Source organism: Escherichia sp. UTM R2 (assembly GCF_048593455.1).
GTDB classification, from domain to species: Bacteria; Pseudomonadota; Gammaproteobacteria; order Enterobacterales; family Enterobacteriaceae; genus Escherichia; species Escherichia coli.
On sequence record NZ_JBFWDY010000002.1, the window covers coordinates 3416169 to 3442567 of the forward strand.

At 51.6% G+C, this 26399-nt stretch carries 23 protein-coding genes and 2 pseudogenes; 7 read left to right on the forward strand and 18 right to left on the reverse strand.

The window, feature by feature from the left end:
* Position 1: 1 nt before the first annotated feature.
* Positions 2–451, reverse strand: coding sequence for a transcriptional regulator NrdR (gene nrdR / locus AB4H76_RS17395; RefSeq protein WP_000543535.1), 450 nt, complete (start codon positions 449–451; stop codon positions 2–4).
* 150 nt (positions 452–601) lie between these two features.
* On the opposite strand from nrdR, the gene AB4H76_RS17400 reads away from it, so the two are divergent.
* Both AB4H76_RS17400 and tsx read left to right on the forward strand, forming a co-directional pair.
* A complete protein-coding gene (locus AB4H76_RS17400; RefSeq protein WP_001301329.1) occupies positions 602–1141 on the forward strand; it encodes a DUF3251 domain-containing protein in 540 nt (179 codons plus the stop codon).
* A 298-nt stretch (positions 1142–1439) separates the two neighbouring features.
* A complete protein-coding gene (gene tsx, locus AB4H76_RS17405; RefSeq protein WP_001295328.1) occupies positions 1440–2324 on the forward strand; it encodes a nucleoside-specific channel-forming protein Tsx in 885 nt (294 codons plus the stop codon).
* Positions 2325–2500: 176 nt separating this feature from the next.
* On the opposite strand, the gene yajD is transcribed toward tsx, so the two are convergent.
* From yajD to queA, 6 genes are all read right to left on the reverse strand, one after another.
* The gene (yajD, locus tag AB4H76_RS17410) at positions 2501–2848 is read right to left on the reverse strand and encodes an HNH nuclease YajD (protein ID WP_000974813.1); all 348 of its coding nucleotides are present in this window, start codon (positions 2846–2848) and stop codon (positions 2501–2503) included.
* Positions 2849–2975: 127 nt separating this feature from the next.
* Entirely contained in the window at positions 2976–3947 is a 972-nt protein-coding gene (gene secF, locus AB4H76_RS17415) for a protein translocase subunit SecF (RefSeq protein ID WP_000046637.1), read from the reverse strand.
* Between the two features lie 10 nt (positions 3948–3957).
* Entirely contained in the window at positions 3958–5805 is a 1848-nt protein-coding gene (secD, locus tag AB4H76_RS17420) for a protein translocase subunit SecD (RefSeq protein ID WP_000934822.1), read from the reverse strand.
* Between the two features lie 27 nt (positions 5806–5832).
* Complete coding sequence (yajC, locus tag AB4H76_RS17425) at positions 5833–6165, reverse strand: preprotein translocase subunit YajC (protein WP_000007629.1); 333 nt, start codon at positions 6163–6165, stop codon at positions 5833–5835.
* Between the two features lie 22 nt (positions 6166–6187).
* Entirely contained in the window at positions 6188–7315 is a 1128-nt protein-coding gene (gene tgt / locus AB4H76_RS17430; RefSeq protein WP_000667319.1) for a tRNA guanosine(34) transglycosylase Tgt, read from the reverse strand.
* A 55-nt stretch (positions 7316–7370) separates the two neighbouring features.
* On the reverse strand, positions 7371–8441 hold the full coding sequence (gene queA, locus AB4H76_RS17435; protein WP_001266503.1) for a tRNA preQ1(34) S-adenosylmethionine ribosyltransferase-isomerase QueA: 1071 nt from the start codon (positions 8439–8441) through the stop codon (positions 7371–7373).
* Between the two features lie 92 nt (positions 8442–8533).
* Between queA and acpH the strand changes: the two are divergent.
* Positions 8534–9115 (forward strand): annotated as a pseudogene (gene acpH / locus AB4H76_RS17440) (ACP phosphodiesterase).
* 4 nt (positions 9116–9119) lie between these two features.
* Here the strand turns inward: acpH and malZ are convergent.
* The 5 genes from malZ to phoB all read right to left on the reverse strand — a co-directional run bounded on the left by malZ (position 9120) and on the right by phoB (position 16310).
* A complete protein-coding gene (gene malZ / locus AB4H76_RS17445; RefSeq protein WP_124061957.1) occupies positions 9120–10937 on the reverse strand; it encodes a maltodextrin glucosidase in 1818 nt (605 codons plus the stop codon).
* 155 nt (positions 10938–11092) lie between these two features.
* Positions 11093–12466, reverse strand: a complete 1374-nt coding sequence (gene proY / locus AB4H76_RS17450) for a proline-specific permease ProY (RefSeq protein WP_001295329.1) — start codon at positions 12464–12466, stop codon at positions 11093–11095.
* A gap of 75 nt (positions 12467–12541) precedes the next feature.
* Positions 12542–13861 (reverse strand): branched-chain amino acid transporter carrier protein BrnQ, encoded by a 1320-nt coding sequence (gene brnQ / locus AB4H76_RS17455; RefSeq protein WP_000149639.1) that lies wholly within the window; start codon positions 13859–13861, stop codon positions 12542–12544.
* Positions 13862–14267: 406 nt separating this feature from the next.
* Positions 14268–15563: a phosphate regulon sensor histidine kinase PhoR gene (gene phoR, locus AB4H76_RS17460; RefSeq protein WP_000893580.1), complete on the reverse strand. Its 1296-nt coding sequence runs from the start codon at positions 15561–15563 to the stop codon at positions 14268–14270.
* Between the two features lie 57 nt (positions 15564–15620).
* The gene (gene phoB, locus AB4H76_RS17465; RefSeq protein WP_000113933.1) at positions 15621–16310 is read right to left on the reverse strand and encodes a phosphate response regulator transcription factor PhoB; all 690 of its coding nucleotides are present in this window, start codon (positions 16308–16310) and stop codon (positions 15621–15623) included.
* Positions 16311–16499: 189 nt separating this feature from the next.
* Here phoB and sbcD point away from each other — a divergent pair, with 189 nt between their 5' ends.
* From sbcD to araJ, 3 genes are all read left to right on the forward strand, one after another.
* Positions 16500–17702: an exonuclease subunit SbcD gene (gene sbcD / locus AB4H76_RS17470; RefSeq protein ID WP_001221319.1), complete on the forward strand. Its 1203-nt coding sequence runs from the start codon at positions 16500–16502 to the stop codon at positions 17700–17702.
* Positions 17699–20842 carry an exonuclease subunit SbcC gene (gene sbcC, locus AB4H76_RS17475; RefSeq protein ID WP_038988620.1) on the forward strand — a complete coding sequence of 1048 codons (3144 nt, stop codon included), beginning with the start codon at positions 17699–17701 and terminating at the stop codon, positions 20840–20842. The genes sbcD and sbcC overlap by 4 nt, the downstream gene beginning before the upstream one ends.
* A gap of 125 nt (positions 20843–20967) precedes the next feature.
* Complete coding sequence (gene araJ, locus AB4H76_RS17480; protein ID WP_001326926.1) at positions 20968–22152, forward strand: MFS transporter AraJ; 1185 nt, start codon at positions 20968–20970, stop codon at positions 22150–22152.
* 140 nt (positions 22153–22292) lie between these two features.
* On the opposite strand, the gene mak is transcribed toward araJ, so the two are convergent.
* The gene (mak, locus tag AB4H76_RS17485; RefSeq protein WP_001219309.1) at positions 22293–23201 is read right to left on the reverse strand and encodes a fructokinase; all 909 of its coding nucleotides are present in this window, start codon (positions 23199–23201) and stop codon (positions 22293–22295) included.
* A 124-nt stretch (positions 23202–23325) separates the two neighbouring features.
* Between mak and rdgC the strand changes: the two genes are divergently transcribed.
* Positions 23326–24237, forward strand: a complete 912-nt coding sequence (gene rdgC / locus AB4H76_RS17490; RefSeq protein WP_001298537.1) for a recombination-associated protein RdgC — start codon at positions 23326–23328, stop codon at positions 24235–24237.
* A 77-nt stretch (positions 24238–24314) separates the two neighbouring features.
* Here rdgC and AB4H76_RS17495 read toward each other — a convergent pair whose 3' ends face one another.
* The 5 genes and pseudogenes from AB4H76_RS17495 to yaiA form a co-directional block, all read right to left on the reverse strand.
* Positions 24315–24398, reverse strand: a complete 84-nt coding sequence (locus tag AB4H76_RS17495; protein WP_120795376.1) for a protein YkiD — start codon at positions 24396–24398, stop codon at positions 24315–24317.
* Positions 24395–24736 (reverse strand): annotated as a pseudogene (locus AB4H76_RS17500) (DUF2773 domain-containing protein); the annotation flags it as partial. The gene AB4H76_RS17495 and the pseudogene AB4H76_RS17500, both read right to left, overlap by 4 nt.
* A 147-nt stretch (positions 24737–24883) precedes the next feature.
* The gene (ppnP, locus tag AB4H76_RS17505) at positions 24884–25168 is read right to left on the reverse strand and encodes a pyrimidine/purine nucleoside phosphorylase (RefSeq protein WP_000941942.1); all 285 of its coding nucleotides are present in this window, start codon (positions 25166–25168) and stop codon (positions 24884–24886) included.
* Positions 25169–25239: 71 nt separating this feature from the next.
* Positions 25240–25917, reverse strand: coding sequence for an AroM family protein (locus AB4H76_RS17510; RefSeq protein ID WP_001276420.1), 678 nt, complete (start codon positions 25915–25917; stop codon positions 25240–25242).
* A 257-nt stretch (positions 25918–26174) separates the two neighbouring features.
* Positions 26175–26366 (reverse strand): protein YaiA, encoded by a 192-nt coding sequence (gene yaiA / locus AB4H76_RS17515; protein ID WP_001142439.1) that lies wholly within the window; start codon positions 26364–26366, stop codon positions 26175–26177.
* Positions 26367–26399: the final 33 nt, after the last annotated feature.

The following is a 26399-nucleotide window of genomic DNA, read 5'->3' on the forward strand; positions in this document are numbered from 1 at the left end:
CTTAGTCCTCCAGGCGCGCGATCTCTTCGCCAAATTCTTTGATATCTTCGAAACTGCGGTAGACAGAGGCAAAACGGATATAGGCGACTTTATCGAGCTTTTTCAATTGCTCCATCACCAGATTGCCAATCATCTTGCTCGGCACTTCGCGCTCACCGGTGGCGCGCAGCTGCGATTTAATATGATTGATTGCCATTTCGACGTCATCGGAACTCACCGGACGTTTTTCCAGCGCCCGCAGCATTCCGCTACGCAATTTCTCTTCATTAAACGGTTCACGCACGTCGTTGCTTTTTACAACACGCGGCATAACCAGCTCCGCCACTTCAAAGGTGGTGAAACGTTCATTACACACCAGACACTGCCGACGGCGGCGTACGGATGAACCCTCGCCCACGAGACGAGAGTCAATTACCTTAGTGTCCACGGCGAAACAGAATGGGCAATGCATACGGCGTCCTGACCAGGTGGTTAACGGAAATCTATTTTACCCTGAACTGACGATACAACAAAGGCGCAACGCTTTTGAGATAAAGGATCGATGCTTTCGCTGCTTTTACCCTCTACCATTAGGCTAATTGCGACGAGAAAGGGACGACCTATGAATACTAACGTTTTTCGACTGCTCCTGCTGGGAAGCCTGTTCAGCCTTAGCGCCTGTGTGCAGCAAAGTGAAGTGCGACAGATGAAACACAGCGTCAGCACGCTGAACCAGGAGATGACGCAACTCAATCAAGAAACAGTCAAAATCACTCAGCAAAACAGGCTGAATGCAAAATCCAGCAGTGGGGTTTACCTTCTGCCTGGAGCGAAAACACCGGCAAGACTGGAAAGCCAGATCGGTACTTTACGTATGTCGCTGGTGAATATTACGCCTGATACAGATGGCACCACCCTGACGCTACGTATTCAGGGCGAGTCGAATGATCCCTTGCCCGCATTCAGCGGAACTGTTGAATATGGGCAAATTCAGGGAACAATAGACAACTTTCAGGAAATCAATGTGCAGAATCAATTGATTAATGCCCCTGCCAGCGTCCTTGCCCCCAGCGATGTTGATATTCCGTTACAGTTAAAGGGGATTTCTGTGGATCAATTAGGCTTTGTACGTATCCACGACATTCAACCTGTTATGCATTAAACGTATTGCGGGGCAATTTTGTGCGTCCCGCAACATCTTTCCCCGTCATTTTGTTACTCCGCTTACATCACCCAGATTGATAGTAAAAGTTTGCAACAAGGGTGAAAGTCAGTACAATCCCTGCCCGAATGTGTGTAAACGTGAACGCAATCGATTACGTAAATGATAGAACTGTGAAACGAAACATATTTTTGTGAGCAATGATTTTTATAATAGGCTCCTCTGTATACGAAATATTTAGAAACGCAATTTGCGCCTTTTTCACTCCCGCAAGGGATTTTCAAACAGTGGCATACATATGAAAAAAACATTACTGGCAGCCGGTGCGGTACTGGCGCTCTCTTCGTCTTTTACTGTCAACGCAGCTGAAAACGACAAACCGCAGTATCTTTCCGACTGGTGGCACCAGAGCGTTAACGTTGTCGGAAGCTATCACACCCGTTTCGGACCGCAGATCCGCAACGATACCTACCTTGAGTACGAAGCATTCGCTAAAAAAGACTGGTTCGACTTCTATGGTTATGCGGATGCGCCGGTATTCTTCGGCGGTAACTCCGATGCAAAAGGTATCTGGAACCACGGTTCTCCGCTGTTTATGGAAATCGAACCACGTTTCTCCATCGACAAGCTGACCAATACTGACCTTAGCTTCGGTCCGTTCAAAGAGTGGTACTTCGCGAACAACTACATTTACGACATGGGTCGTAATAAAGATGGTCGCCAGAGCACCTGGTACATGGGTCTGGGTACCGATATCGACACTGGCCTGCCGATGAGCCTGTCCATGAACGTCTATGCGAAATACCAGTGGCAGAACTATGGCGCAGCGAACGAAAACGAGTGGGACGGTTACCGTTTCAAAATTAAATACTTTGTGCCGATTACCGATCTGTGGGGCGGTCAGCTGAGCTACATCGGCTTCACCAACTTCGACTGGGGTTCCGATTTAGGGGATGACAGCGGTAACGCAATCAACGGTATTAAGACCCGTACTAATAACTCTATCGCTTCCAGCCATATTCTGGCTCTGAACTACGATCACTGGCACTACTCTGTCGTAGCTCGTTACTGGCACGACGGTGGTCAGTGGAACGACGATGCAGAACTGAACTTCGGCAACGGCAACTTCAACGTTCGCTCTACCGGCTGGGGTGGTTACCTGGTAGTAGGTTACAACTTCTGATTATGAAAATGCCGGGATTTATTCCCGGCATTTCTGATTGTTAACAACGTGTGCTTTGTTCATGCCGGATGCGGCGTAAACGCTTTGTCCGGCCAACAAAAGCACGTAAATTCAATATATTGCTGAAATAACGTAGGCCTGATAAGCGTAGCGCATCAGGCAATTTTACGTTTTAATCACTTCTTCTTGTTCATCATCGCTTTCAGGTCAGCGAATGGGTTGTACTTCGCTTCACCGACATCTTTCTGCGCATCTTCCCCTGCGATAACGGTCGTACCATACTGATCCGCTTCGGTATATTTCGAATGCTCATGATCGTGGCAATAGAGACACAACAATTCCCAGTTACTGCCATCTTCCGGGTTATTGGTATGGTCGTGATCAATGTGGTGAACGGTAAGTTCACGCAGGTTGGAATAAACAAACTCGCGGGAACAGCGACCGCAGACCCACGGATAGATTTTTAATGCTTTTTCGCGATAGCCGCTTTCTAACCGCGCATAGTTTTTTGGGATGATAGCCATGAAAAGTTACCTGGATGAAATGTAGGGTTACGCGCAGTTTCCCAAGATGCGGGGATTTTCGCAATCTCCATACATCAAAAAAATCCCGATCTTCTGACCGGGATTTTCAACATCAACGGGAACTTGATTACGGCAGAATTGACGGCTGATCCGCCCCTTCTTTTTCCACTTTCTGCTGCAACATGTGTTCGCGCTTCATACCCAGTTTCAGAGCCAACGCAGATGCCACATAGATGGAAGATGCAGTACCGATGGAAACACCGATAAGCATGGTCAGCGAGAAGCCTTCCAGTACCGGACCACCGAAGAGGTACAGCATCAGGATAACCATCAAGGTAGTACCGGATGTGATCAAGGTACGGTGCAGCGTCTGGGTCAAGGACACGTTAAAGATTTCGTAAGGCGTACCGCGACGGATCTTGCGGAAGTTTTCACGAATACGGTCCGATACCACGATACTGTCGTTAAGCGAGTAACCGATAACCGACATCAACGATGCCACAATGGTCAGGTCAATCTCGATATGGAATAACGACAAAATACCCAGCGTAATGATAACGTCGTGCGCCAGCGCAATAACCACCCCTGCCGCCAGTCGCCACTCAAAGCGGAAACCTACGTACACGAGGATAGACAGCAGCGCTGCCATCAACGCCATCGCACCGGTTTGCGCAAGGTCTGCCCCCACGCTCGGACCGACGAACTCAATACGCTTCACTGCTGCATTCTGATTGGTGGATTCGTTAATCACCTTCAGAACCTGGCTGCCCAACACCTGACCGCCGGTTTCGCCTTCAGCAGGCGGCATACGGACCATGATGTCATGGCTGCTACCAAAGTTTTGCAGCATCGGCTCTTCAAAACCGGCTTTTTGCAATGCATCACGCATTACGTCAATTTCAGCCGGTTTTTCGAGCGTAATTTCAATAACCGTACCACCGGTGAAATCCAGCCCCCAGTTAAAGCCGCGCACGCCCATAATAACGATAGCAGCGATTAACAGCAGACCAGAGATGCCGAAAGCCCAGTAGTCCCAGCGCATAAAGTCATAGACTTTACGGCCGTGGTTTAGTTGTTCAACAGTATATTCCTGTGCCACATCGCACTCCTCAGATTGACAGCTTCTTGACGCGCTTGCCGCCATATAGCAGGTTTACGATGGCACGCGTACCGACAATCGCGGTAAACATCGACGTCGCCACACCGATACCGGTAGTAATCGCGAACCCTTTAATTGCCCCGGTACCCACTGCGTACAGGATGATGACTTTAATCAGCGTGGTGATGTTCGCATCGAAGATAGAACTGAATGCGCCACGATAACCTTCATCAATTGCCTGTTGAACAGTACGTCCGTTGCTCAACTCTTCTTTAATACGTTCGTTGATCAGTACGTTCGCATCGACCGCCACCGCAAGGGTTAAGACGATACCCGCGATACCTGGCATACTCAGCGTTGCGCCTGGCAACAGCGACATAATGCCGACGATTAAGATCAAGTTGGCAATCAGAGCACTGGTCGCAATCAGACCAAACTTCTTATAGAAGATGATCATGAACAGAATAGAAACCAGCAGACCGGCAAGGCAAGCCTCCAGCCCCTGTTCAATGTTCTGCATACCCAGGGTTGGGCCTATGGTACGTTCTTCAACAATCTGAATCGGCGCGATCAACGCACCGGCACGCAGCAGCAGTGACAGCTGACGGGCTTCGTTCGGGTTGTTGATGCCGGTGATACGGAAGCTGTTACCCAGACGAGACTGGATGTTGGCGATGTTAATCACCTCTTCCTGTTTCACCAGAACCGCACGACCATTTGCATCTTTCTTACCGCTGTCTTTGTACTCCACAAACAGGGTTGCCATCGGTTTGCCGATGTTGTCCTTAGTGAAGTTAGACATGATGTTACCACCAGCGCTATCGAGCGAGATGTTAACCTGCGGTTGGTTGTATTCGTCCTGGCTGGAAGTGGAGTCGGTGATATGGTCACCGGTCAGAATTACGCGTTTGTACAGCACAACTGGCTGACCTTCGCGGGTCTGTTTCACTTCAGAGTCGCCCGGTACGCGACCGGATGCCGCAGCGGCCTGGTCAACGTTGGTGTTTACCAGACGGAATTCCAGCGTTGCCGTCGCACCCAGAATCTCTTTCGCACGCGCAGTGTCCTGAATACCTGGCAGTTCAACAACGATACGGTCAGCACCCTGACGCTGAACCACCGGCTCCGCCACGCCAAGTTGGTTTACACGGTTACGCAGGATATTAATGTTCTGCTGCACCGCATATTCACGCGCTTCACTCAGACGAGCATCGCTCATTACCGCACGCAGCTGGTTGCTGCCCTGGCTGCTAATCACCAGGTCCGGATGGCGCTTGCTCAGATACGCAATGGCTTCATCACGAGCTTTAGCATCGCGGAAAGTGATGCTCAGGCCGTAGTTGTTTTCTTTACGAACAGTGGTATACGGGATGCCCTTTTCGCGCAGGTCACTGCGTAGGCTATCGATATTTTGTTCCTGGAGTTTGCCAAGCGCGGTGTCCATATCCACTTCCATCAGGAAGTGAACGCCGCCACGCAGGTCAAGGCCGAGCTTCATCGGCTCAGCGTGAATAGCTGCCAGCCAGCGCGGCGTTGCCGGGGCAAGGTTAAGCGCCACGACGTATTTGTCACCCATAACGCCCATTAATGCTTCACGAGCGCGCAACTGGGTGTCAGTGGAGTCGAAGCGCGCAAGAATAGCGCCCTCTTCCAGTGCCACAGACTTAGCAGTTATTTTTTCTTCTTGTAACGTTTTCTGGACCTGGATCAGCGTTTGCTCACTGGCGGCGACTCCGCGCGCACCAGTGATCTGAACAGCCGGATCCTCACCAAACAGGTTGGGAAGCGCATACAGCAGACCGATGACAATCACCACGATCAGCATGACGTACTTCCACAAAGGATAACGGTTTAACACGGCAATTCCCTTAGGGAAAAATTTTAATTACAGCGCCTTCATGGTGCCTTTCGGCAGGACGGCAGCTACGAAGTCACGTTTAATAACTACTTCAGTGGTGTCATTCAGCGCGATAGCAATGTAGCCGTTTTCCGCTACTTTGGTTACGCGACCAACCAGGCCACCGTTCGTCAGAACTTCATCACCTTTGGCAATGGAGTCCATCAGCTTTTTGTGTTCTTTGGTGCGCTTCTGCTGTGGACGCAGGATCATGAAATAGAAAATCAGACCGAATACCACCAGCATCAAAATCAAAGACATCGGGCTACCTTGCGCCGGTGCACCCGTTGCCGCTACCGCATCAGAAATAAAAAAGCTCATTAAATTTCCCTCATTATTAATATTAATCAACGTTCAAAGGTGGTACTTCTCGCCCCTGACGCTGGTAAAAATCAGTTACGAAGCTCTCTAATTTACCCTCTTCAATAGCCTTGCGTAAACCCGCCATCAAACGCTGGTAGTAACGAAGGTTATGAATGGTGTTGAGTCGCGCGCCTAATATTTCGTTGCAACGGTCAAGATGATGCAAGTAAGCGCGTGAATAATTGCGACAGGTGTAGCAATCACACTCAGGATCGAGTGGGCCAGTATCGCTCTTATACTTCGCATTGCGGATTTTCACCACGCCATCGGTCACGAACAAATGACCATTTCGGGCGTTGCGGGTTGGCATTACGCAGTCAAACATATCGATACCACGACGTACGCCTTCAACCAGGTCTTCTGGTTTACCAACGCCCATCAGGTAACGCGGTTTGTCTGCCGGAATTTGCGGGCATACATGCTCCAGAATGCGGTGCATATCTGCTTTCGGCTCACCCACAGCCAGACCGCCGACAGCGTAGCCATCAAAACCGATATCTACCAGACCTTTAACAGAAATATCACGTAAATCTTCGTAAACGCTGCCCTGAATGATACCAAACAGCGCATTTTTGTTTCCGAGACTGTCAAAACGCTCACGGCTACGCTTCGCCCAACGCAGAGACATCTCCATGGAGCGTTTTGCGTAATCCCAGTCAGCAGGATACGGCGTACACTCATCAAAGATCATGACGATATCCGAACCAAGATCGTACTGAATCTCCATTGATTTTTCAGGATCGAGGAAAATCGGATCGCCGTTGATCGGGTTACGGAAGTGCACGCCCTGTTCGGTGATTTTACGAATATCGCCAAGGCTGAAGACCTGGAAGCCGCCGGAGTCGGTGAGGATCGGCCCCTTCCACTGCATAAAATCGTGCAGATCGCCGTGCAGTTTCATGATTTCCTGGCCCGGGCGCAGCCACAGGTGGAAGGTGTTGCCGAGGATAATTTGCGCGCCAGTGGCTTCAACTTCTTCCGGCGTCATCCCTTTTACGGTGCCGTAGGTGCCAACAGGCATAAAACAAGGCGTTTCCACTACGCCACGATCAAAGACCAGGCGGCCACGGCGTGCGCGACCGTCGGTGGTGTCCAGTTCAAATTTCATTTTTTCTCCACTACGTCAGAAAAACAGTCCAACGTTTTAAACCAGCGCCGCGGAATTACTCCCCGACGCGCTCATTAATTGCCTGCGGATTGTACGTGATAAACATCGCATCACCGTAACTAAAAAAGCGATATTTCTCTTCTACCGCTGCTTTATAGGCGTTCATGGTGTGTTGATAACCGGCAAAGGCCGAAACCAGCATAATCAGCGTCGACTCTGGCAAGTGGAAGTTCGTCACCAGCGCATCGACCACTTTGTACTGGAAGCCCGGATAGATAAAGATTTGGGTATCGTCGAAGAACGGTTCAATGAGATCGTTTTTCGCTGCCTGAGCCGCGCTTTCCAGCGAACGTACTGAAGTGGTGCCAACCGCAATCACCCGGTTACCGCGCGCTTTCGCCGCCAGTACCGCGTCTACCACATCCTGCGGTACTTCAGCGTATTCCGAGTGCATGATGTGATCTTCAATGGTGTCGACGCGCACCGGCTGGAAGGTGCCCGCACCAACGTGCAACGTCACAAACGCCATCTCCACGCCTTTGGCGCGCAATTTTTCCAGCAAAGGCTCGTCAAAATGCAGACCTGCGGTCGGGGCTGCAACCGCGCCCGGTTTTTCGCTATAAACGGTTTGATAAAGTTCGCGGTCAGCGTCTTCGTCCGGACGGTCGATATACGGCGGCAGCGGCATATGGCCGATGCTGTTGAGAATATCCAGCACCGAGCGTTCATCATTAAATTCGACTTCAAACAGTGCGCCGTGGCGCGCGGTCATTGTTGCGTTAATACTTTCGTCATCGCCCAGCAGCAGTTCTGCGCCAGGTTTTGGCGCTTTCGAGGCGCGAATATGCGCAAGAATGCGTTTGTCGTCGAGCATCCGTTCAACCAGCACTTCAATCTTGCCGCCGCTGGCTTTACGCCCAAACAGGCGCGCCGGGATCACGCGGGTATTATTAAAAACCAGAAGATCGCCGGGGTTGAGCTTATCAAGTAAATCGGTGAAAGTACCGTGCGTCAGCGCGCCCGTCGGCCCGTCCAGCGACAGTAAACGACAGCTACTGCGTTCAGGCATGGGATAGTGGGCAATCAGGGATTCGGGCAATTCAAAGGAGAAATCGGTAACGCGCATGACACTGACTCAGACTAAAATAAGAGGCGGGTAGTCTAGTGCCGGGGCGCTCTCCCTGCAACCTTTACCCCCTTTTGGATAGAATATAATCGATGAATTTTTTAGCTCACCTGCATTTAGCCCATCTCGCGGAAAGCTCGCTTTCCGGCAATTTACTGGCTGATTTCGTACGCGGAAATCCTGAAGAAAGTTTTCCGCCCGACGTCGTGGCTGGCATTCATATGCATCGACGTATCGACGTATTGACTGACAATCTGCCGGAAGTCCGCGAAGCACGGGAGTGGTTTCGTAGTGAAACGCGCCGCGTTGCGCCTATTACGCTGGATGTCATGTGGGATCACTTTCTTTCCCGCCACTGGTCGCAGCTGTCGCCGGACTTTCCGCTACAGGAATTTGTCTGTTATGCCCGCGAGCAAGTGATGACGATTTTGCCGGACTCACCGCCACGTTTTATCAATCTGAACAATTAATTGTGGTCAGAGCAGTGGCTGGTGCGCTATCGCGATATGGATTTCATCCAGAACGTGTTAAACGGCATGGCAAGCCGCCGCCCACGTCTGGATGCCCTGCGTGACTCCTGGTACGATTTAGACGCTCATTATGACGCCCTCGAAACCCGCTTCTGGCAGTTTTATCCGCGGATGATGGCGCAGGCGTCACGCAAGGCGTTATAAAACGTTAGTTCATCCATACCGTAGCCGAAATGGCAGGCAAAGCCAGAATCCCGTCAGTCAGTTGCCCATGCCCTTCTTTGCATTGCCATTGCACGGCATTGAGAAACGGTGACGCGGGTAGCACCACTTCACAGGCCTCGCCACGGTTGATTGCCACCAGTACACGTTGCTGATTCAGCACGCGGACAAATACCACCACGTTATCTTCCGCATACAGCACCTGACAGCCGCCATGACGTAGCGCCTGACTTTTCTTACGCAGCGCAATCATTCGCTGGTACAGCGCGAATAACGCCGTATCCTGCTTTTCCACCTGCCAGGGGAACGGTTTACGGCAAAACGGATCGTTTTTGCCATCCAGTCCTACTTCATCACCGTAATAAATGCACGGTACACCAGGCCAGGTGAACAGCCAGACCACCGCCAGCGGCAGGCGCGCAATATCCCGACCGAGCAGCGTTTTAAATCGCGCAGTATCGTGGCTGTCGAGCTGATTAAACATACGTAATTGTTGTTGATGAGAAAGCCCTGCGCGGTAATTATCCATCCAGGCCATACAGGTTTGGGCATCAATTTGCTGCGGATCGTAAGAGATATCGGTATTGGCAAGAAATCCCCACAACGGGAATGTGAAGCCACGATAGTTCATGGCGGCATCTTCCACATCGGCCTGTAACCATTGCCGTGCATCGCCAAAATGTTCGCCGACAATATACGCTTCCGGCTGGGTTTCTTTCGCCGCTTCGGTGATCCCAGCAACGTGCTGCATATTATTGCGCGCCCCACCCGCCTCCCCCAGCATATGCACCACATCCAGCCGCCAGCCGTCCATACTCCACGGCGCTTTCAGCCAATGGCGGACAATACTGTCTTCCCCGCGATAAATTTCATTCACCAGACTTTCCGACTGATAATCCAGCTTCGGCAAGCTGGCATAGCCAAGCCAGTCGAGCGCCGTGCCATCATCACTAAACGAGTACCAGTCGCGCCAGGGCGATTCGGGGTTGTGACAAGCTCCCCCCGTGCCACGATTGTGCCTGTCAAACCAGGCATGGGAATCGCCACTGTGGTTAAACACGCCGTCCAGCACCAGCCGCATTCCCAGCTGCTGCGTATTGTGTCGCAAACGCAGCAACGCCCCATCACCGCCAAACTGCGGATCGACATGGCGATAATCCTCGGTATCGTATTTATGTACGCTGGGAGCTTTAAACACCGGATTGAGATACAGCGCTGTCACGCCAAGCTTTTTCAGATACGGCAGTTTATCGCTTATCCCGTCCAGATCGCCGCCATAGAACGTTGATCCGCCCGCCTGCGCCGTGACCGGTTCATCCCAGTCACGCAAGATGATCTCTTGTCCGGCTGCATGATGGTAATAGACATGATCCTGTTCAGCTTCACGAGGAAGACTACGCGCAAAACGATCAGGGAAGATCTGATAAAAAATCTGATCCGCAGCCCATTGTGGGCCGATATCCGGTACATCGACGGCAAACTGCTCCAGTCGTGCCGGCGGCATTCGGCTGAAGCCCTGCGGTGTAAACCAACGCTGGCGATCGTGCCACAGCAGTTTGAAACTGTAACGCCGCCGGGGTTGTCCGCTGGAGAGATCAATCGCCGCACGCCATGCGGTGACGCCTGGCTGCGGCTGACTGCGCTGCTTATGCATTGGTACTGACATTTCTTCGTTATCGTGTTCTGTACGCAGCATAATGCGCTGCGGTGGGTCTTCGCCCGTCAGCCACAGTGTTATGAGCAGTTGATCTTTGCTTTGTTTAACAAATGGGGGCACCGGCAGGTGCCATGCATTTAACATCATAATTCCCCTGTGATGAAAATCTGATCACCTTGCCATAGCCTAATGCAGGATCACTCATCATCTGAAGGATATTTGGGGGAGGAGGACGGGGGCGGATAACTTTCGGAATAGCCGGATCAGGATTTCCTCCTGAACCGGCTTACAGAACGCAAGTATTATTGGTTTTCAGCCAGCTGACGATCGTGGCGACGCTTAAACATCCAGCCAATCAACAGCACAACAATCCACGCGAAACCGACATACAGCGAGATACGCGTATCCGGGTGATAACCAATCAACCCGATAATAAAGAGCAGGAAAATCAGCCCGCCGATGGTCGTTGCTACCCCACCCGGCACTTTAAATTTCAGCGCCTTAACTTCTTCTGGCGGCAAACGGCGACGGAAGGCAATTTGCGACAGCAGGATCATAATCCACACCCACACCGTGGCGAAGGTTGCCAGCGAAGCGATCACCAGGAAGACGTTTTCCGGCATGATGTAGTTCAGATACACCGCAAACAGCAGCGCGGTAGTCATCACCAGCACCGTAACCCACGGAATACCGCGACGCGACGTTTTGCTGAAAATTTTCGGCGCGCTGCCCTGCTCTGCCATACCGTGGAGCATACGGCCTACGCCAAATACATCACTGTTAATTGCCGACAGCGAAGCAGTCAGCACAACAAAGTTAAGAATGCTGGCGGCAAAGGTAATGCCCATATGCTGGAACGTCAGCACGAACGGGCTACCGGCAGTGCCAACCTGATTCCACGGGTAGATAGACATAATGACGAACAGCGTACCGACGTAGAACACCAGAATACGCATCGGCACGGAGTTAATCGCACGCGGTATCGATTTCTCAGGATCTTTCGCTTCACCGGCGGTAATCCCGATAATTTCGATCCCACCGTAAGCAAACATCACCATTTGCAACGACATTACCATGCCAAGCCAGCCGTTACTGAAGAAGCCGCCGTTGCTCCACAGGTTATGAATACCGGTCGGTTGCCCGCCGTTGCCAATCCCCCAGATGATGATGCCGAAACCGGCGACAATCATGATGATGATGGTGGCGACTTTAAAGAACGAGAACCAGAATTCCAGCTCACCGAATACCTTCACGCTCATCAGGTTTACGGCGCAAATGATCAGCACCACGCTCAGTACCCAAATCCAGTGCGGCACCGTCGGGAACCAGACACCCATATAGATACCAAAAGCGGTCACATCGGCGATGGCGACAATAAGGATTTCAAAGCAGTAGGTCCAGCCGGTAATGTAACCTGCCAGCGGGCCGAGGTTTTCCTGCGCATAACGCGAGAAAGAGCTGGCGGCCGGGTTATGTACCGACATTTCCCCCAGCGCACGCATAATGATATACGCCGCGATACCACCGATAATATAGGCCAACAACACGCTCGGACCGGCCATTTTGATGGCGTCTGCCGAACCGTAAAACAGCCCGGTGCCAATTGCTGAACCCAGTGCCATAAAGCGTATGTGGCGGGTACTTAGCCCACGCTTTAGCTTGTTCTTACTTTCCATCAATTCCTAACCCATCAACACAATAAAAAACCACGGGGCATCGCAGCCCCGTGGTTAAAACAAATGTTCAGTGATTTAGTGAGCGCTGGAGGTCACCTGACGACCTGCCGCGCGATCCCAGATAATGGCCAGAACCACCATCACCACTGTTGGCATTAACCACGCCAGACCTTGTTCGGCCAGCGGTAAACGCTGCGCCCAGGACGGTAAGATATCGCTGAATGCAGATGCTTTGATCCCGTCGAGAATACCAAAAAGCAGGCTGATAAACATCGGCGGAGCAATCACGCGGGACGAATTATGCCACCATGAGCGTGTAAAACTTAATACAACCAGTGCGATACACGGCGGATAAATAGCGGTCAGCACCGGTACGGAGATCTGGATCAGCTGGCTTAAGCCGAGGTTAGAAACCACCATCGAGAAGCCGCCGAGGATAAACACCAGCGTACGATAAGAGAGCGGTACGTACTGGGCAAAGAATTCTGCACAAGCACAGGTCAGGCCAACTGCCGTTACCAGGCAGGCGATGAAGATTAACGCCGCCAGCAGGAAGCTACCGCCGCCGCCAAAGGTGTGCTGAACGTAAGCATGCAGAATAGCAGCGCCGTTTGCAGACTGATCGACCAGCGACGCGCTGTCTGAACCCAGACGGAACAGCGCCAGGTACAGCAGAGTCAGACCAACACCCGCCATCAGGCCAGCCCAGACGGTATAACGGGTCAGCAGACGCGCTTCGGTAACGCCACGAGAACGCGCCGCGTTAACAATAACGATACCAAACACCATTGCGCCCAGCGTATCCATGGTCAGATAGCCGTTAACGAAGCCGTTAGAAAACGCAGCGTTTTGATAAGCCTCAGTCGCCGTGCTGATAGAACCCGCCGGCCAGACAATCGCGGCAACAGACAGGATGACCAGCGCGATAATTTTCAGCGGCGCAAGGAAGTTGCCCACGGTATCCAGCAGCTTGCCCGGATAGAGCGAAACCAGAATAACGATAGCGAAATAGACCAGGCTGTAGATAAACAGCGGCAGCGCGGAATCACCCGTCAGCGGCGCAATCCCCACTTCAAAGGAAACGGTAGCTGTACGCGGCGTAGCGAAAAGCGGCCCCACCGCCAGGTAACAAACCGTTGCCAGCAGTACGCCAGCAACTTTACCGATTGGCGTGCTGAGGCTGTCAACACCGCCGCCAACTTTTGCCAGCGCCACTACCGTTAATACCGGCAGGCCAACGGCAGTAATGAGGAAGCCGAATGCCGCAGTCCAGACGTGTTCGCCTGCCTGTAAGCCGACCATTGGAGGGAAAATAATGTTACCTGCGCCGACGAACAACGCAAATGTCATAAAGCCCAGAGCGATGATATCGCGCGATCTTAATTGATGGGTCATAAATCATACTGCCTGTGGATGTGGTGTTGTAACGTTAAATTTTTGTGCCAATCCCTGGGGATGATACAGCGGTATATTTAAACAATTTTAGCGGGAAATACTCCCAACCAGGCGCGGCGAAGAATAGTTTTTCGATTTACCGCGTTAATGCAGTCAGTATGACAGCACCTGAAGCGCAATTTAAACGCTTATAACGTTTTAAAGCAAGGAGGGATCTAAAAACCAGAGGTATATAGCGATAAGAAATCACCAACCAGTATAAAACACTATTTCCGTGAAAAAGACATGGCTAATCATGCGAACAAAAAATCACCAACCGTTGTAAAATCTAACGCCCGTATTTTGACTGCAAAGAAAATAAGCCAGCATCGGCTGGCTTATGGCAATAAAAGATGACAAAGGCGGATTAATCGCTGTTTTTGGCAATTAAACGTTCCGGGATAACAAAACTGAAACGTGTTCCTTTTCCTACTGTACTCTCAATATTCAGGCGACTTTCGTGATGATTCACCGCATGTTTCACGATCGCTAACCCTAATCCGCTACCGCCGGTTTGCCGGGAACGCGCTTTATCAACGCGATAAAAACGCTCGGTCAGGCGCGGAATATGCTCCGGTGCAATGCCCGGTCCGTTATCTTCAACGCTAAATTCGGCACCGTGCGGCACTCGCAGCCAGCGTACGGTGATATGCGTGCCTTCCGGCGTATGATTCACGGCGTTATAGACCAGGTTCGAAATCGCACTGCGTAGCTGATCTTCGTTGCCAGACACCTTGAGGCCGTTATCTATCTCAAAGGTAAATGTCTGTTTTTTCTGACTCAGAGTCTGAGCCTCGCGCTCAACAACGCGCAGCATCATCGGCACATCAACCTTTTCATTGAGCAATTGCGTCGGCGCGGCTTCAATTTTCGACAGCGTTAGCAACTGCTTCACCAGCCCTTCCATCCGCTGGGTCTGCTCGCGCATGGTGTGCAACGCTTTTTCGCGTACCGCGCCTTCCAGCGGCTGCTCATCCATCATCTCCAGGTAACCCTGTAACACGGTCAATGGCGTACGTAACTCATGGCTCACGTTGGCAAAAAAGTTACGCCGCGCCCCTTCCAGTTGATGCATTTGCGTGACATCACGCGCCACCATCAGCAACTGTTTGTGGGTATAAGGCATGACGCGAATTTCCAGATGCCGCCCGGTGTTGAGCACCAGATTGAGCGGGCGAGAAAAATCACGCGTTTTCAGATATTGCGTAAACTCCGGGTAACGCAGCAGGTTAAGGATGTTCTGCCCGTTATCTTCCGGCCAGCGCAAACCAAGAATTTGTTGCGCCAGACCGTTACACCAGAAAATACCGCCCTCTTCCGTGGTCAGCACCACTGCGTCGGGCAGCGACTCCGCGCCGCTACGAAAGCGTTTAATCAGATTGCCCAGTTCACGGCGGCGTTTTTTATTTCGCAGCTGCATCTGGTGTAAGCCGTATAGTAGCGGTTCCCAGCTACCACGCCCCGGTGGCGGGGTCATACTACGATCCACCCACAGCCACCATGAAAGGCGCAATAAATTCCAGAAATGCCAGATAAGCAGTCCCGTTACCGATGCCAGCAAAAACCAGGGCAGGTAACCAAAAAATGCACCCAGGATGAAAGCCGGGAAGCAGCAAAGTAGCAGCTCCAGCACCAGCCTTTTCCACGACAGCCGTTCCAGCACGTAAGATACTCCAGTTAAGAAATCATAAGCCCTGCTCTGCGTCCGATGAGCAAGGCGTTAAAAGCGGGTTGAAAAACGATATCCTGTACCGCGCACGGTCTGCACCATGCGGTCATGCCCGCCTGGCTCCAGTGCTTTACGTAGGCGACGAATGTGGACATCGACCGTACGATCTTCCACATACACGTTAGTTCCCCAGACGTGGTTTAACAGCTGCTCGCGGCTGTACACGCGCTCAGGATGCGTCATAAAAAAGTGCAGCAGTTTAAATTCTGTCGGCCCCATCTCCAGCGGCTCTTCGCCCGCCATCACTCGGTGAGATGTCGGGTCGAGACTTAATCCCTGCATCTCAATCACCTCTTCCACCGCCATTGGCGAAATACGGCGCATTACCGCTTTGATTCGCGCCACCAGCTCCTTCGGCGAAAACGGCTTGGTGATATAGTCATCCGCGCCGGTTTCAAGGCCGCGCACGCGATCTTCTTCTTCCCCTCTGGCGGTCAACATCACCACTGGAATATCCCGGGTCATCGACTCGCGCTTGAGGTGTTTGATGAACTGGATACCGGAGCCGCCAGGTAACATCCAGTCAAGGAGAATTAAATCCGGCCAGGGTTCATTCAGTTGATTCACAGCACTGTCATAATCTTCCGCTTCGACCGGCTGAAAGCCATTTTGTTCGAGCACGAAGCAGACCATTTCGCGAATTGGAGCTTCATCTTCTACGACCAGAATACGTCTCGCCATGATTTGCCCTGTTGTAATAAATAGGTTGCGATCATTAATGCGACGTCATTATGCGTCAGATTTATGACAGATTTATGAAAAGCTCGTCGCACATATCTTCAGGTTATTGATTTCCGTGGCGCAGAAAAAAGCAAATGGCACATCTGTTTGGGTATAATCGCGCCCATGCTTTTTCGCCAGGGAATCGTTATGCGCATCCTTCACACCTCAGACTGGCATCTCGGCCAGAACTTCTACAGTAAAAGCCGCGAAGCTGAACATCAGGCTTTTCTTGACTGGCTGCTGGAAACAGCACAAACCCATCAGGTGGATGCGATTATTGTTGCTGGTGATGTTTTCGATACCGGCTCGCCGCCCAGTTACGCCCGCACGTTATACAACCGTTTTGTTGTCAATTTACAGCAAACTGGCTGTCATCTGGTGGTACTGGCAGGAAACCATGACTCGGTCGCCACGCTGAATGAATCGCGCGATATCATGGCGTTCCTCAATACGACCGTGGTCGCCAGCGCCGGACATGCGCCGCAAATCTTGCCTCGTCGCGACGGGACGCCAGGCGCAGTGCTGTGCCCCATTCCGTTTTTACGTCCGCGTGACATTATTACCAGCCAGGCGGGGCTTAACGGTATTGAAAAACAGCAGCATTTACTGGCAGCGATTACCGATTATTACCAACAACACTATGCCGATGCCTGCAAACTGCGCGGCGATCAGCCTCTGCCCATCATCGCCACGGGACACTTAACGACCGTGGGTGCCAGTAAAAGTGACGCCGTGCGTGACATTTATATTGGCACGCTGGACGCGTTTCCAGCACAAAACTTTCCACCAGCCGACTACATCGCGCTCGGGCATATTCACCGCGCACAGATTATTGGCGGCATGGAACATGTTCGCTATTGCGGCTCTCCCATTCCACTGAGTTTTGATGAATGCGGAAAGAGTAAATATGTCCATCTGGTGACATTTTCAAACGGCAAATTAGAGAGCGTGGAAAACCTGAACGTACCGGTAACGCAACCCATGGCGGTGCTGAAAGGCGATCTGGCGTCGATTACCGCACAGCTGGAACAGTGGCGCGATGTATCACAGGAGCCGCCTGTCTGGCTGGATATCGAAATCACTACTGATGAGTATCTGCATGATATTCAGCGCAAAATCCAGGCATTAACCGAATCATTGCCTGTTGAAGTATTGCTGGTACGCCGGAGTCGTGAACAGCGCGAGCGTGTGTTAGCCAGCCAACAGCGTGAAACCCTCAGCGAACTCAGCGTCGAAGAGGTGTTCAATCGCCGTCTGGCACTGGAAGAACTGGATGAATCGCAGCAGCAACGTCTGCAGCATCTTTTCACCACGACGTTGCATACCCTCGCCGGAGAACACGAAGCATGAAAATTCTCAGCCTGCGCCTGAAAAACCTGAACTCATTAAAAGGCGAATGGAAGATTGATTTCACCCGCGAGCCGTTCGCCAGCAACGGGCTGTTTGCCATTACCGGCCCAACAGGTGCGGGGAAAACCACCCTGCTGGACGCCATTTGTCTGGCGCTGTATCACGAAACTCCGCGTCTCTCTAACGTTTCACAATCGCAAAATGATCTCATGACCCGCGATACCGCCGAATGTCTGGCGGAGGTGGAGTTTGAAGTGAAAGGTGAAGCGTACCGTGCATTCTGGAGCCAGAATCGGGCGCGTAACCAACCCGACGGTAATTTGCAGGTGCCACGCGTAGAGCTGGCGCGCTGCGCCGACGGCAAAATTCTCGCCGACAAAGTGAAAGATAAGCTGGAACTGACAGCGACGTTAACCGGGCTGGATTACGGGCGCTTCACCCGTTCGATGCTGCTTTCGCAGGGGCAATTTGCTGCCTTCCTGAATGCCAAACCCAAAGAACGCGCGGAATTGCTCGAGGAGTTAACCGGCACTGAAATCTACGGGCAAATCTCGGCGATGGTTTTTGAGCAGCACAAATCGGCCCGCACTGAGCTGGAGAAGCTGCAAGCGCAGGCCAGCGGCGTCGCGTTGCTCACGCCGGAACAAGTGCAATCGCTGACAGCGAGTTTGCAGGTACTTACTGACGAAGAAAAACAGTTACTTACCGCGCAGCAGCAAGAACAACAATCGCTAAACTGGTTAACGCGTCTGGACGAATTGCAGCAAGAAGCCAGCCGCCGTCAGCAGGCCTTGCAACAGGCGTTAGCCGAAGAAGAAAAAGCGCAACCTCAACTGGCGGCGCTTAGTCTGGCACAACCGGCACGAAATCTTCGTCCGCACTGGGAACGCATCGCAGAACACAGCGCGGCGCTGGCGCATACTCGCCAGCAGATTGAAGAAGTAAATACTCGCTTACAGAGCACAATGGCGCTTCGCGCGAGCATTCGCCACCACGCGGCGAAGCAGTCAGCAGAATTACAGCAGCAGCAACAAAGCCTGAATGCCTGGTTACAGGAACACGACCGCTTCCGTCAGTGGAACAACGAACTGGCGGGTTGGCGTGCGCAGTTCTCCCAACAAACCAGCGATCGAGAGCATCTGCGGCAATGGCAGCAACAGTTAACCCATGCTGAGCAAAAACTTAATACGCTTGCGGCGATCACGTTGACGTTAACCGCCGATGAAGTTGCTAGCGCCCTGGCGCAACATGCCGAGCAACGCCCACTGCGTCAGCGCCTGGTCGCGCTGCATGGGCAGATTGTTCCCCAACAAAAACGTCTGGCGCAGTTAATGGTCACTATCCAGAATGTCACTCTGGAACAGACGCAACGTAATGCCGCACTTAACGAAATGCGCCAGCGTTATAAAGAAAAGACGCAGCAACTTGCCGATGTGAAAACCATTTGCGAGCAGGAAGCGCGCATTAAAACGCTGGAAGCCCAGCGCGCGCAGTTACAGGCGGGTCAGCCTTGCCCACTTTGTGGTTCCACCAGCCACCCGGCGGTCGAGGCGTATCAGGCGCTGGAGCCTGGTGTTAATCAGTCTCGATTACTGGCGCTGGAAAACGAAGTTAAAAAGCTCGGTGAAGAAGGTGCGACGCTACGTGGGCAACTGGACGCCTTAACAAAGCAGCTTCAGCGTGATGAAAACGAAGCGCAAAGCCTCCGACAAGATGAGCAAGCACTTACTCAACAATGGCAAGCCGTCACGGCCAGCCTCAATATCACCTTGCAGCCACAGGACGATATTCAACCGTGGCTAGATGCACAAGATGAGCACGAACGCCAGCTGCGGTTACTCAGCCAACGACATGAATTACAAGGGCAGATTGCCGCGCATAATCAGCAAATTATCCAGTATCAACAGCAAATTGAACAACGCCAGCAGCAGCTCTTAACGGCATTGGCGGGTTATGCACTGACATTGCCACAGGAAGATGAAGAAGAGAGCTGGTTGGCGACACGTCAGCAAGAAGCGCAGAGCTGGCAGCAACGCCAGAACGAATTAACCGCGCTGCAAAACCGTATTCAGCAGCTGACGCCGATTCTGGAAACGTTGCCGCAAAGTGATGAGCTCCCGCACAGCGAAGAAACTGTGGCGCTGGAAAACTGGCGGCAGGTTCATGAACAATGTCTCGCATTACACAGCCAGCAGCAGACGTTACAGCAACAGGATGTTCTGGCGGCGCAAAGTCTGCAAAAAGCCCAGGCGCAGTTTGACACCGCGCTACAGGCCAGCGTCTTTGACGATCAGCAGGCGTTCCTTGCGGCGCTAATGGATGAACAAACACTAACGCAGCTGGAACAGCTCAAGCAGAATCTGGAAAACCAGCGCCGTCAGGCGCAAACGCTGGTCACTCAGACAGCAGAAACGCTGGCACAGCATCAACAACACCGACCTGACGGGTTGGCTCTCACTGTGACGGTGGAGCAGATTCAGCAAGAGTTAGCGCAAACTCACCAAAAGTTGCGTGAAAACACCACGAGTCAAGGCGAGATTCGCCAGCAGCTGAAGCAGGATGCAGATAACCGTCAGCAACAACAAACCTTAATGCAGCAAATTGCTCAAATGACGCAGCAGGTTGAGGACTGGGGATATCTGAATTCGCTAATAGGTTCCAAAGAGGGCGATAAATTCCGCAAGTTTGCCCAGGGGCTGACGCTGGATAATTTAGTCCATCTCGCTAATCAGCAACTTACCCGGCTGCACGGGCGCTATCTGTTACAGCGCAAAGCCAGCGAGGCGCTGGAAGTCGAGGTTGTTGATACCTGGCAGGCAGATGCGGTACGCGATACCCGTACCCTTTCCGGCGGCGAAAGTTTCCTCGTTAGTCTGGCGCTGGCGCTGGCGCTTTCGGATCTGGTCAGCCATAAAACACGTATTGACTCGCTGTTCCTTGATGAAGGTTTTGGCACGCTGGATAGCGAAACGCTGGATACCGCCCTTGATGCGCTGGATGCCCTGAACGCCAGTGGCAAAACCATCGGTGTGATTAGCCACGTAGAAGCGATGAAAGAGCGTATTCCGGTGCAGATCAAAGTGAAAAAGATCAACGGCCTGGGCTACAGCAAACTGGAAAGTACGTTTGCAGTGAAATAACTATTCAGCAGGATAATGAATACAGAGGGGCGAATTATCTCTTGGCCTTGCTGGTCGTTATCCTGCAAGCTATCACTTTATTGGCTACGGTGATTGGTAGCCGTTCTGGTGGTTGTGATGGTGGTATGAAAAAAGTCATTTTATCTTTGGCTCTGGGCACGTTTGGTTTGGGGATGGCCGAATTTGGCATTATGGGCGTGCTCACGGAGCTGGCGCATAACGTAGGAATTTCGATTCCTGCCGCCGGGCATATGATCTCGTATTATGCACTGGGGGTGGTGGTCGGTGCGCCAATCATCGCACTCTTTTCCAGCCGCTACTCACTCAAACATATCTTGTTGTTTCTGGTGGCGTTGTGCGTCATTGGCAACGCCATGTTCACGCTCTCTTCGTCTTACCTGATGCTCGCCATTGGTCGGCTGGTATCCGGCTTTCCGCATGGCGCATTTTTTGGCGTCGGAGCGATCGTGTTATCAAAAATTATCAAACCCGGAAAAGTCACCGCCGCCGTGGCGGGGATGGTTTCCGGGATGACAGTCGCCAATTTGCTGGGCATTCCGCTGGGAACGTATTTAAGTCAGGAATTTAGCTGGCGTTACACCTTTTTATTGATCGCTGTTTTTAATATTGCGGTGATGGCATCGGTCTATTTTTGGGTGCCAGATATTCGCGACGAGGCGAAAGGAAATCTGCGCGAACAATTTCACTTTTTGCGCAGCCCGGCCCCGTGGTTAATTTTCGCCGCCACGATGTTTGGCAACGCAGGTGTGTTTGCCTGGTTCAGCTACGTAAAGCCATACATGATGTTTATTTCCGGTTTTTCGGAAACGGCGATGACCTTTATTATGATGTTAGTTGGGCTAGGGATGGTGCTGGGAAATATGCTAAGTGGCAGGATTTCAGGACGTTATTCACCACTGCGCATTGCAGCAGTGACTGACTTTATAATTGTACTGGCACTGCTGATGCTCTTTTTCTGCGGCGGCATGAAAACAACGTCGCTTATTTTTGCTTTTATTTGTTGCGCGGGATTATTTGCCCTTTCAGCACCGCTACAAATATTGTTACTACAAAACGCCAAAGGCGGAGAGTTATTAGGTGCCGCAGGTGGGCAAATAGCGTTTAACCTCGGTAGCGCCGTCGGCGCATATTGCGGAGGTATGATGCTGACGCTGGGGCTGGCATATAATTACGTGGCGCTGCCTGCCGCCCTGCTTTCGTTTGCTGCGATGTCGTCGTTGCTGCTGTATGGTCGCTATAAGCGCCAGCAAGCGGCGGATACTCCGGTGCTGGCGAAACCACTGGGGTAGATTACTGTCACGGTGCGCGTTGCTTATTGCCGGATGCGGCGTGAACGCCTTATCCGGCCTACGGTTCTGGCACCTTTTGTAGGCCTGATAAGACGCGGCAAGCGTCGCATCAGGCATGATGCGCCAATTGCCTACGTTTTTTACTCTTGTGGCCATAACCACGCAGCGCCGCGTACGCCGCTGGAATCACCGTGCTTCGCCTTACGCACCGGCGTTTCACATTCGCCGCCGAAGACAAATTGTTTAATCAACTGCCCAACCGTTTGATATAAACGGTCTACATTGCTCATCCCGCCCCCCAGGACAATCACATCCGGATCGAGAATATTCACGACATGTGCCAGCGATTTTGCCAGCCGCAGCTCGTAGCGACGCAATGCCAGTTCCGCTACCGGATCGCTTTCTTCAACCAGGCGGATAATTTCACTGCCTTTCAGCGCATGTCCGCTCAAACGACGATAATCCATCGCGAATCCCGTGCCCGAAATAAAGGTTTCAATACAACCTTGTTTACCGCAATAACAAGGGACTTCCTCGCGATAACGCAGTTCGTCTTCGTCCATCCACGGTAGCGGATTGTGTCCCCACTCACCTGCCGTGCCATTGCCGCCGATATGCGCCCGCCCATTGAATGCCACGCCCGCGCCGCATCCCGTGCCGATAATCACGGCAAATACCGTCTGCGCTCCCGCTGCCGCGCCATCTACTGCTTCTGAAACCGCCAGACAGTTAGCGTCATTTGCCAGCCGCACTTCCCGCTGCAACCTCGCGCTTAAGTCTTTATCGAATGGCTGACCGTTGAGCCAGGTTGAATTGGCATTCTTCACCACACCGGTGTAAGGCGAAATTGAGCCAGGAATGCCCATACCTACCGTTCCGCGCTGCCCCGTCGCCTGCTCCGCCATATCAACCAACGTGGCGATCGTTTCAATAGTCTGCCGGTAATCATCACGCGGCGTGGGCAGACGATGGCGGTACAACTGCTCCCCTGCATCGCCCAGTGCAATCACTTCAGTTTTGGTGCCGCCTAAATCGATACCTATACGCACGGTACTCTCCTTATTTTTTTCAATATCAATAGCGTAGAGACGGACAACCGGATTGGCAATGCAAGGCCGCCGACAATTCGTTATCATGCCCGCTAAATTTAACGACAAGGCCGTGGAAATTATCATGCTGTGGTTCAAAAATTTAATGGTTTACCGTCTTAGCCGCGAGATTTCGCTGCGTGCAGAAGAGATGGAAAAACAGCTAGCCTCGATGGCATTTACCCCATGCGGCAGCCAGGACATGGCGAAGATGGGCTGGGTTCCTCCGATGGGATCGCACAGCGATGCGTTAACGCACGTTGCCAATGGTCAAATTGTTATCTGCGCGCGCAAAGAAGAAAAAATCCTCCCGTCTCCGGTGATTAAACAGGCGCTGGAAGCGAAAATCGCCAAACTGGAAGCGGAACAGGCGCGTAAGCTGAAGAAAACCGAAAAAGATTCGCTGAAAGACGAAGTGCTGCACTCTCTGCTGCCGCGTGCTTTCAGCCGTTTTAGCCAGACAATGATGTGGATCGACACGGTTAACGGTTTGATTATGGTGGACTGCGCCAGTGCCAAAAAAGCGGAAGATACGCTGGCATTACTGCGTAAAAGCCTGGGGTCGTTACCGGTTGTACCATTGAGCATGGAAAACCCGATTGAACTGACGCTGACCGAATGGGTTCGCTCCGGTAGTGCGGCACAGGGCTTCCAGCTGCTTGATGAAGCCGAGCTGAAATCGTTGCTGGAAGATGGCGGCGTGATCCGCGCGAAGAAACAAGATCTGACCAGCGAAGAGATCACCAATCACATTGAAGCCGGAAAAGTGGTGACTAAACTGGCGCTCGACTGGCAGCAGCGCATTCAGTTTGTGATGTGCGACGATGGTTCGCTCAAGCGTCTGAAGTTCTGCGACGAGCTGCGCGATCAAAACGAAGATATCGACCGTGAAGATTTCGCCCAGCGTTTTGATGCCGATTTCATCCTGATGACTGGTGAACTGGCAGCGTTAATTCAAAACCTGATTGAAGGATTAGGTGGCGAAGCACAACGTTAATTGCTGATTTTCCTTTAATGCCGGATGCGACGCCTGCCGCGTCTTATCCGGCGTACGAAGCCACACCAGGCATATAATTATTCGCTACGGCGAGCAATAATTTTTAGCGCAGCAATATTATGCGTTTTACGCTGTAACTTGCTCCATGGACGTTGTGTCATTGTTTTTCCTCAAGCCGGTGACGCGCTTCACTGCGAATTTTCCGCGTTGCCCCGGTTTTCACTAAATCACGTAACAGCGAAAGATCGGGTTGTTCGACAAATAAGAGTAATGATGGATCCTCTTTTAACCACGCCGTTTTCACATCGGCAGCCAGCTGTGGATTATTAATAGCCAGCGACCGATCCTGAGGCTCAGTCAATGTCGTTAACAACAACGCCGGGGTATGTGCGTTGCGCAATGCCGTTTGGCGTAAATGATCATTGCGACTTTGCAGCAATGCACGCCACCATTCATCATCTGATTTATCTTTTATCGTAGCCAGTTCCGCAACAATATCTGGAGATCTTCACTGATATTTATATCAACCTTGATAAATTATGAATATATCGGAAATTGAAAAAATCGCAGCAAAGGAAATATTATTATGGGTTAAAGAAAGGATATTTCAGAAAAATGCCCTCCCGTTCAAGGGGAAGGCGAGGAATTACAGATAGCGGCACAGATAAGAGGTGGGTTCGGCAACTTGCAGATGAAACTCACTGTGACCGGGAACATTAAACACCGAACCGGCTTCATACACCTGCCAGTCGGTCGCGTCAGGCAGTAACACATTCAGCGCGCCACTGATTACCGTCATCTCTTCCGGCTCAGCGGTGCTGAAGGTGTATTCGCCTTCAACCATAACACCCACGCTGGCGCGACCAGTGCTGCTGCTGGAAAAGCCGATTGATTTCACTTTGCCGGAAAAGTACTCATTACTTTGAAGCATAAACTGGCCCTGTTTGGTAGTTGAACATCTACTTCACTATAGGGGCCAGAGGCGCTGGCTGTCACGCAAAATTACACCAGTAATTCCGCAGCCAGCCGTGCAATCAATACGTTAGACAGCAAGACAGGAACATCGAGCTGTTTTTGCAGTAAATCGCGATGACGTTGGTGAAATCCTAAACAATCCAGCATGATGACATCAGCCCCTTTTGCCAGTAATTCTTTCCCGGCATCAATGATTTTTTGTTCTGAATCATGAATGGGGTTACCCAATGAAAATACCGGCGATTTCTGCAAAATTTGCCATTTTTGCGCCTGAACGGGCAGCATCTCCTCAACCGGAACGATAACCCCCACCTGATGATCTTCAACAATAGAGGAAACCAGTGGAGGCAATATTCGCGACGGCTCAAGAAAGATCGTATTACGCGCAGTCATACTACTAATGTTTGCTGTACTCATTAATAAAATGACGTCATAACCCTGATTATCGAGCACTTCAACCACACCTTGCAGGTCACGCTCCACTTTGCGACGCGAAACATGGGCCAGCTGGTTGTCATTTAATAATGTGAGAATGGTGTCTTCGCCTGCTTCTGGCGCGTACTCCGCCATCACTTCTTCACGACTTAACTTCCCCAGCAGGCTATGATGGGAAATATTATCTTCGTCAATGTATTCCGTCAGGAGCGGCAAAACTTCCTGCATAGGTACAATGCCGATGGTCAGGATCGCCAACGACGCACTCATTGTTCATCCACCTTACTTTTCTTTCGTCGTTAATTACCGGGCAAGTGTGAAGCACCACTGCTGACACTTACTTGTGCTACAAATGACAAAAAGCGTAGCAGCAGACGTGCACGGCATAATGTAAAGATTCCAAATGATTCCAGTAATGGATTGTTATTGTTTAATATTCTAATTATTAGAAAAACATGAATTATGAAAAATGTGACGCAGATCCCTTGTAGTGGCACTCAGAATCCCTTCCGAGCAGTCTGATGCGGTCACTCTTTGTCAGGGTCCTCATAGCGTTTTTTCGCATCCATCGCTTCCTGAGCGGTCGGATGTTCACTGATCAACGAGTCTGGTTTAGGATGATCGGCTCTGAGTTGGTACCAGGTTACCGTCTGTCCTGGTTTTCCTTTTTCAATCGTCACTATATATGCTTCACGAGGATAAGGCGGTTTCGTTGGCATCGTTCTTCCTTATTTCACGGGATGAACGTTAAG

Bases quoted from the DNA above. Each gene is read 5' to 3' on its own strand.
- yajC (WP_000007629.1), bottom strand. From the start codon at position 6,165: ATGAGCTTTTTTATTTCTGATGCGGTAGCGGCAACGGGTGCACCGGCG.
- ppnP (WP_000941942.1), bottom strand. From the start codon at position 25,168: ATGCTTCAAAGTAATGAGTACTTTTCCGGCAAAGTGAAATCAATCGGC.
- AB4H76_RS17510 (WP_001276420.1), bottom strand. From the start codon at position 25,917: ATGAGTGCGTCGTTGGCGATCCTGACCATCGGCATTGTACCTATGCAG.
- nrdR (WP_000543535.1), bottom strand. From the start codon at position 451: ATGCATTGCCCATTCTGTTTCGCCGTGGACACTAAGGTAATTGACTCT.
- rdgC (WP_001298537.1), top strand. From the start codon at position 23,326: ATGCTGTGGTTCAAAAATTTAATGGTTTACCGTCTTAGCCGCGAGATT.
- AB4H76_RS17495 (WP_120795376.1), bottom strand. From the start codon at position 24,398: ATGACACAACGTCCATGGAGCAAGTTACAGCGTAAAACGCATAATATT.
- yajD (WP_000974813.1), bottom strand. From the start codon at position 2,848: ATGGCTATCATCCCAAAAAACTATGCGCGGTTAGAAAGCGGCTATCGC.
- araJ (WP_001326926.1), top strand. From the start codon at position 20,968: ATGAAAAAAGTCATTTTATCTTTGGCTCTGGGCACGTTTGGTTTGGGG.
- yaiA (WP_001142439.1), bottom strand. From the start codon at position 26,366: ATGCCAACGAAACCGCCTTATCCTCGTGAAGCATATATAGTGACGATT.
- proY (WP_001295329.1), bottom strand. From the start codon at position 12,466: ATGGAAAGTAAGAACAAGCTAAAGCGTGGGCTAAGTACCCGCCACATA.
- brnQ (WP_000149639.1), bottom strand. From the start codon at position 13,861: ATGACCCATCAATTAAGATCGCGCGATATCATCGCTCTGGGCTTTATG.
- tgt (WP_000667319.1), bottom strand. From the start codon at position 7,315: ATGAAATTTGAACTGGACACCACCGACGGTCGCGCACGCCGTGGCCGC.
- phoB (WP_000113933.1), bottom strand. From the start codon at position 16,310: ATGGCGAGACGTATTCTGGTCGTAGAAGATGAAGCTCCAATTCGCGAA.
- sbcC (WP_038988620.1), top strand. From the start codon at position 17,699: ATGAAAATTCTCAGCCTGCGCCTGAAAAACCTGAACTCATTAAAAGGC.
- tsx (WP_001295328.1), top strand. From the start codon at position 1,440: ATGAAAAAAACATTACTGGCAGCCGGTGCGGTACTGGCGCTCTCTTCG.
- AB4H76_RS17400 (WP_001301329.1), top strand. From the start codon at position 602: ATGAATACTAACGTTTTTCGACTGCTCCTGCTGGGAAGCCTGTTCAGC.
- sbcD (WP_001221319.1), top strand. From the start codon at position 16,500: ATGCGCATCCTTCACACCTCAGACTGGCATCTCGGCCAGAACTTCTAC.
- queA (WP_001266503.1), bottom strand. From the start codon at position 8,441: ATGCGCGTTACCGATTTCTCCTTTGAATTGCCCGAATCCCTGATTGCC.
- malZ (WP_124061957.1), bottom strand. From the start codon at position 10,937: ATGATGTTAAATGCATGGCACCTGCCGGTGCCCCCATTTGTTAAACAA.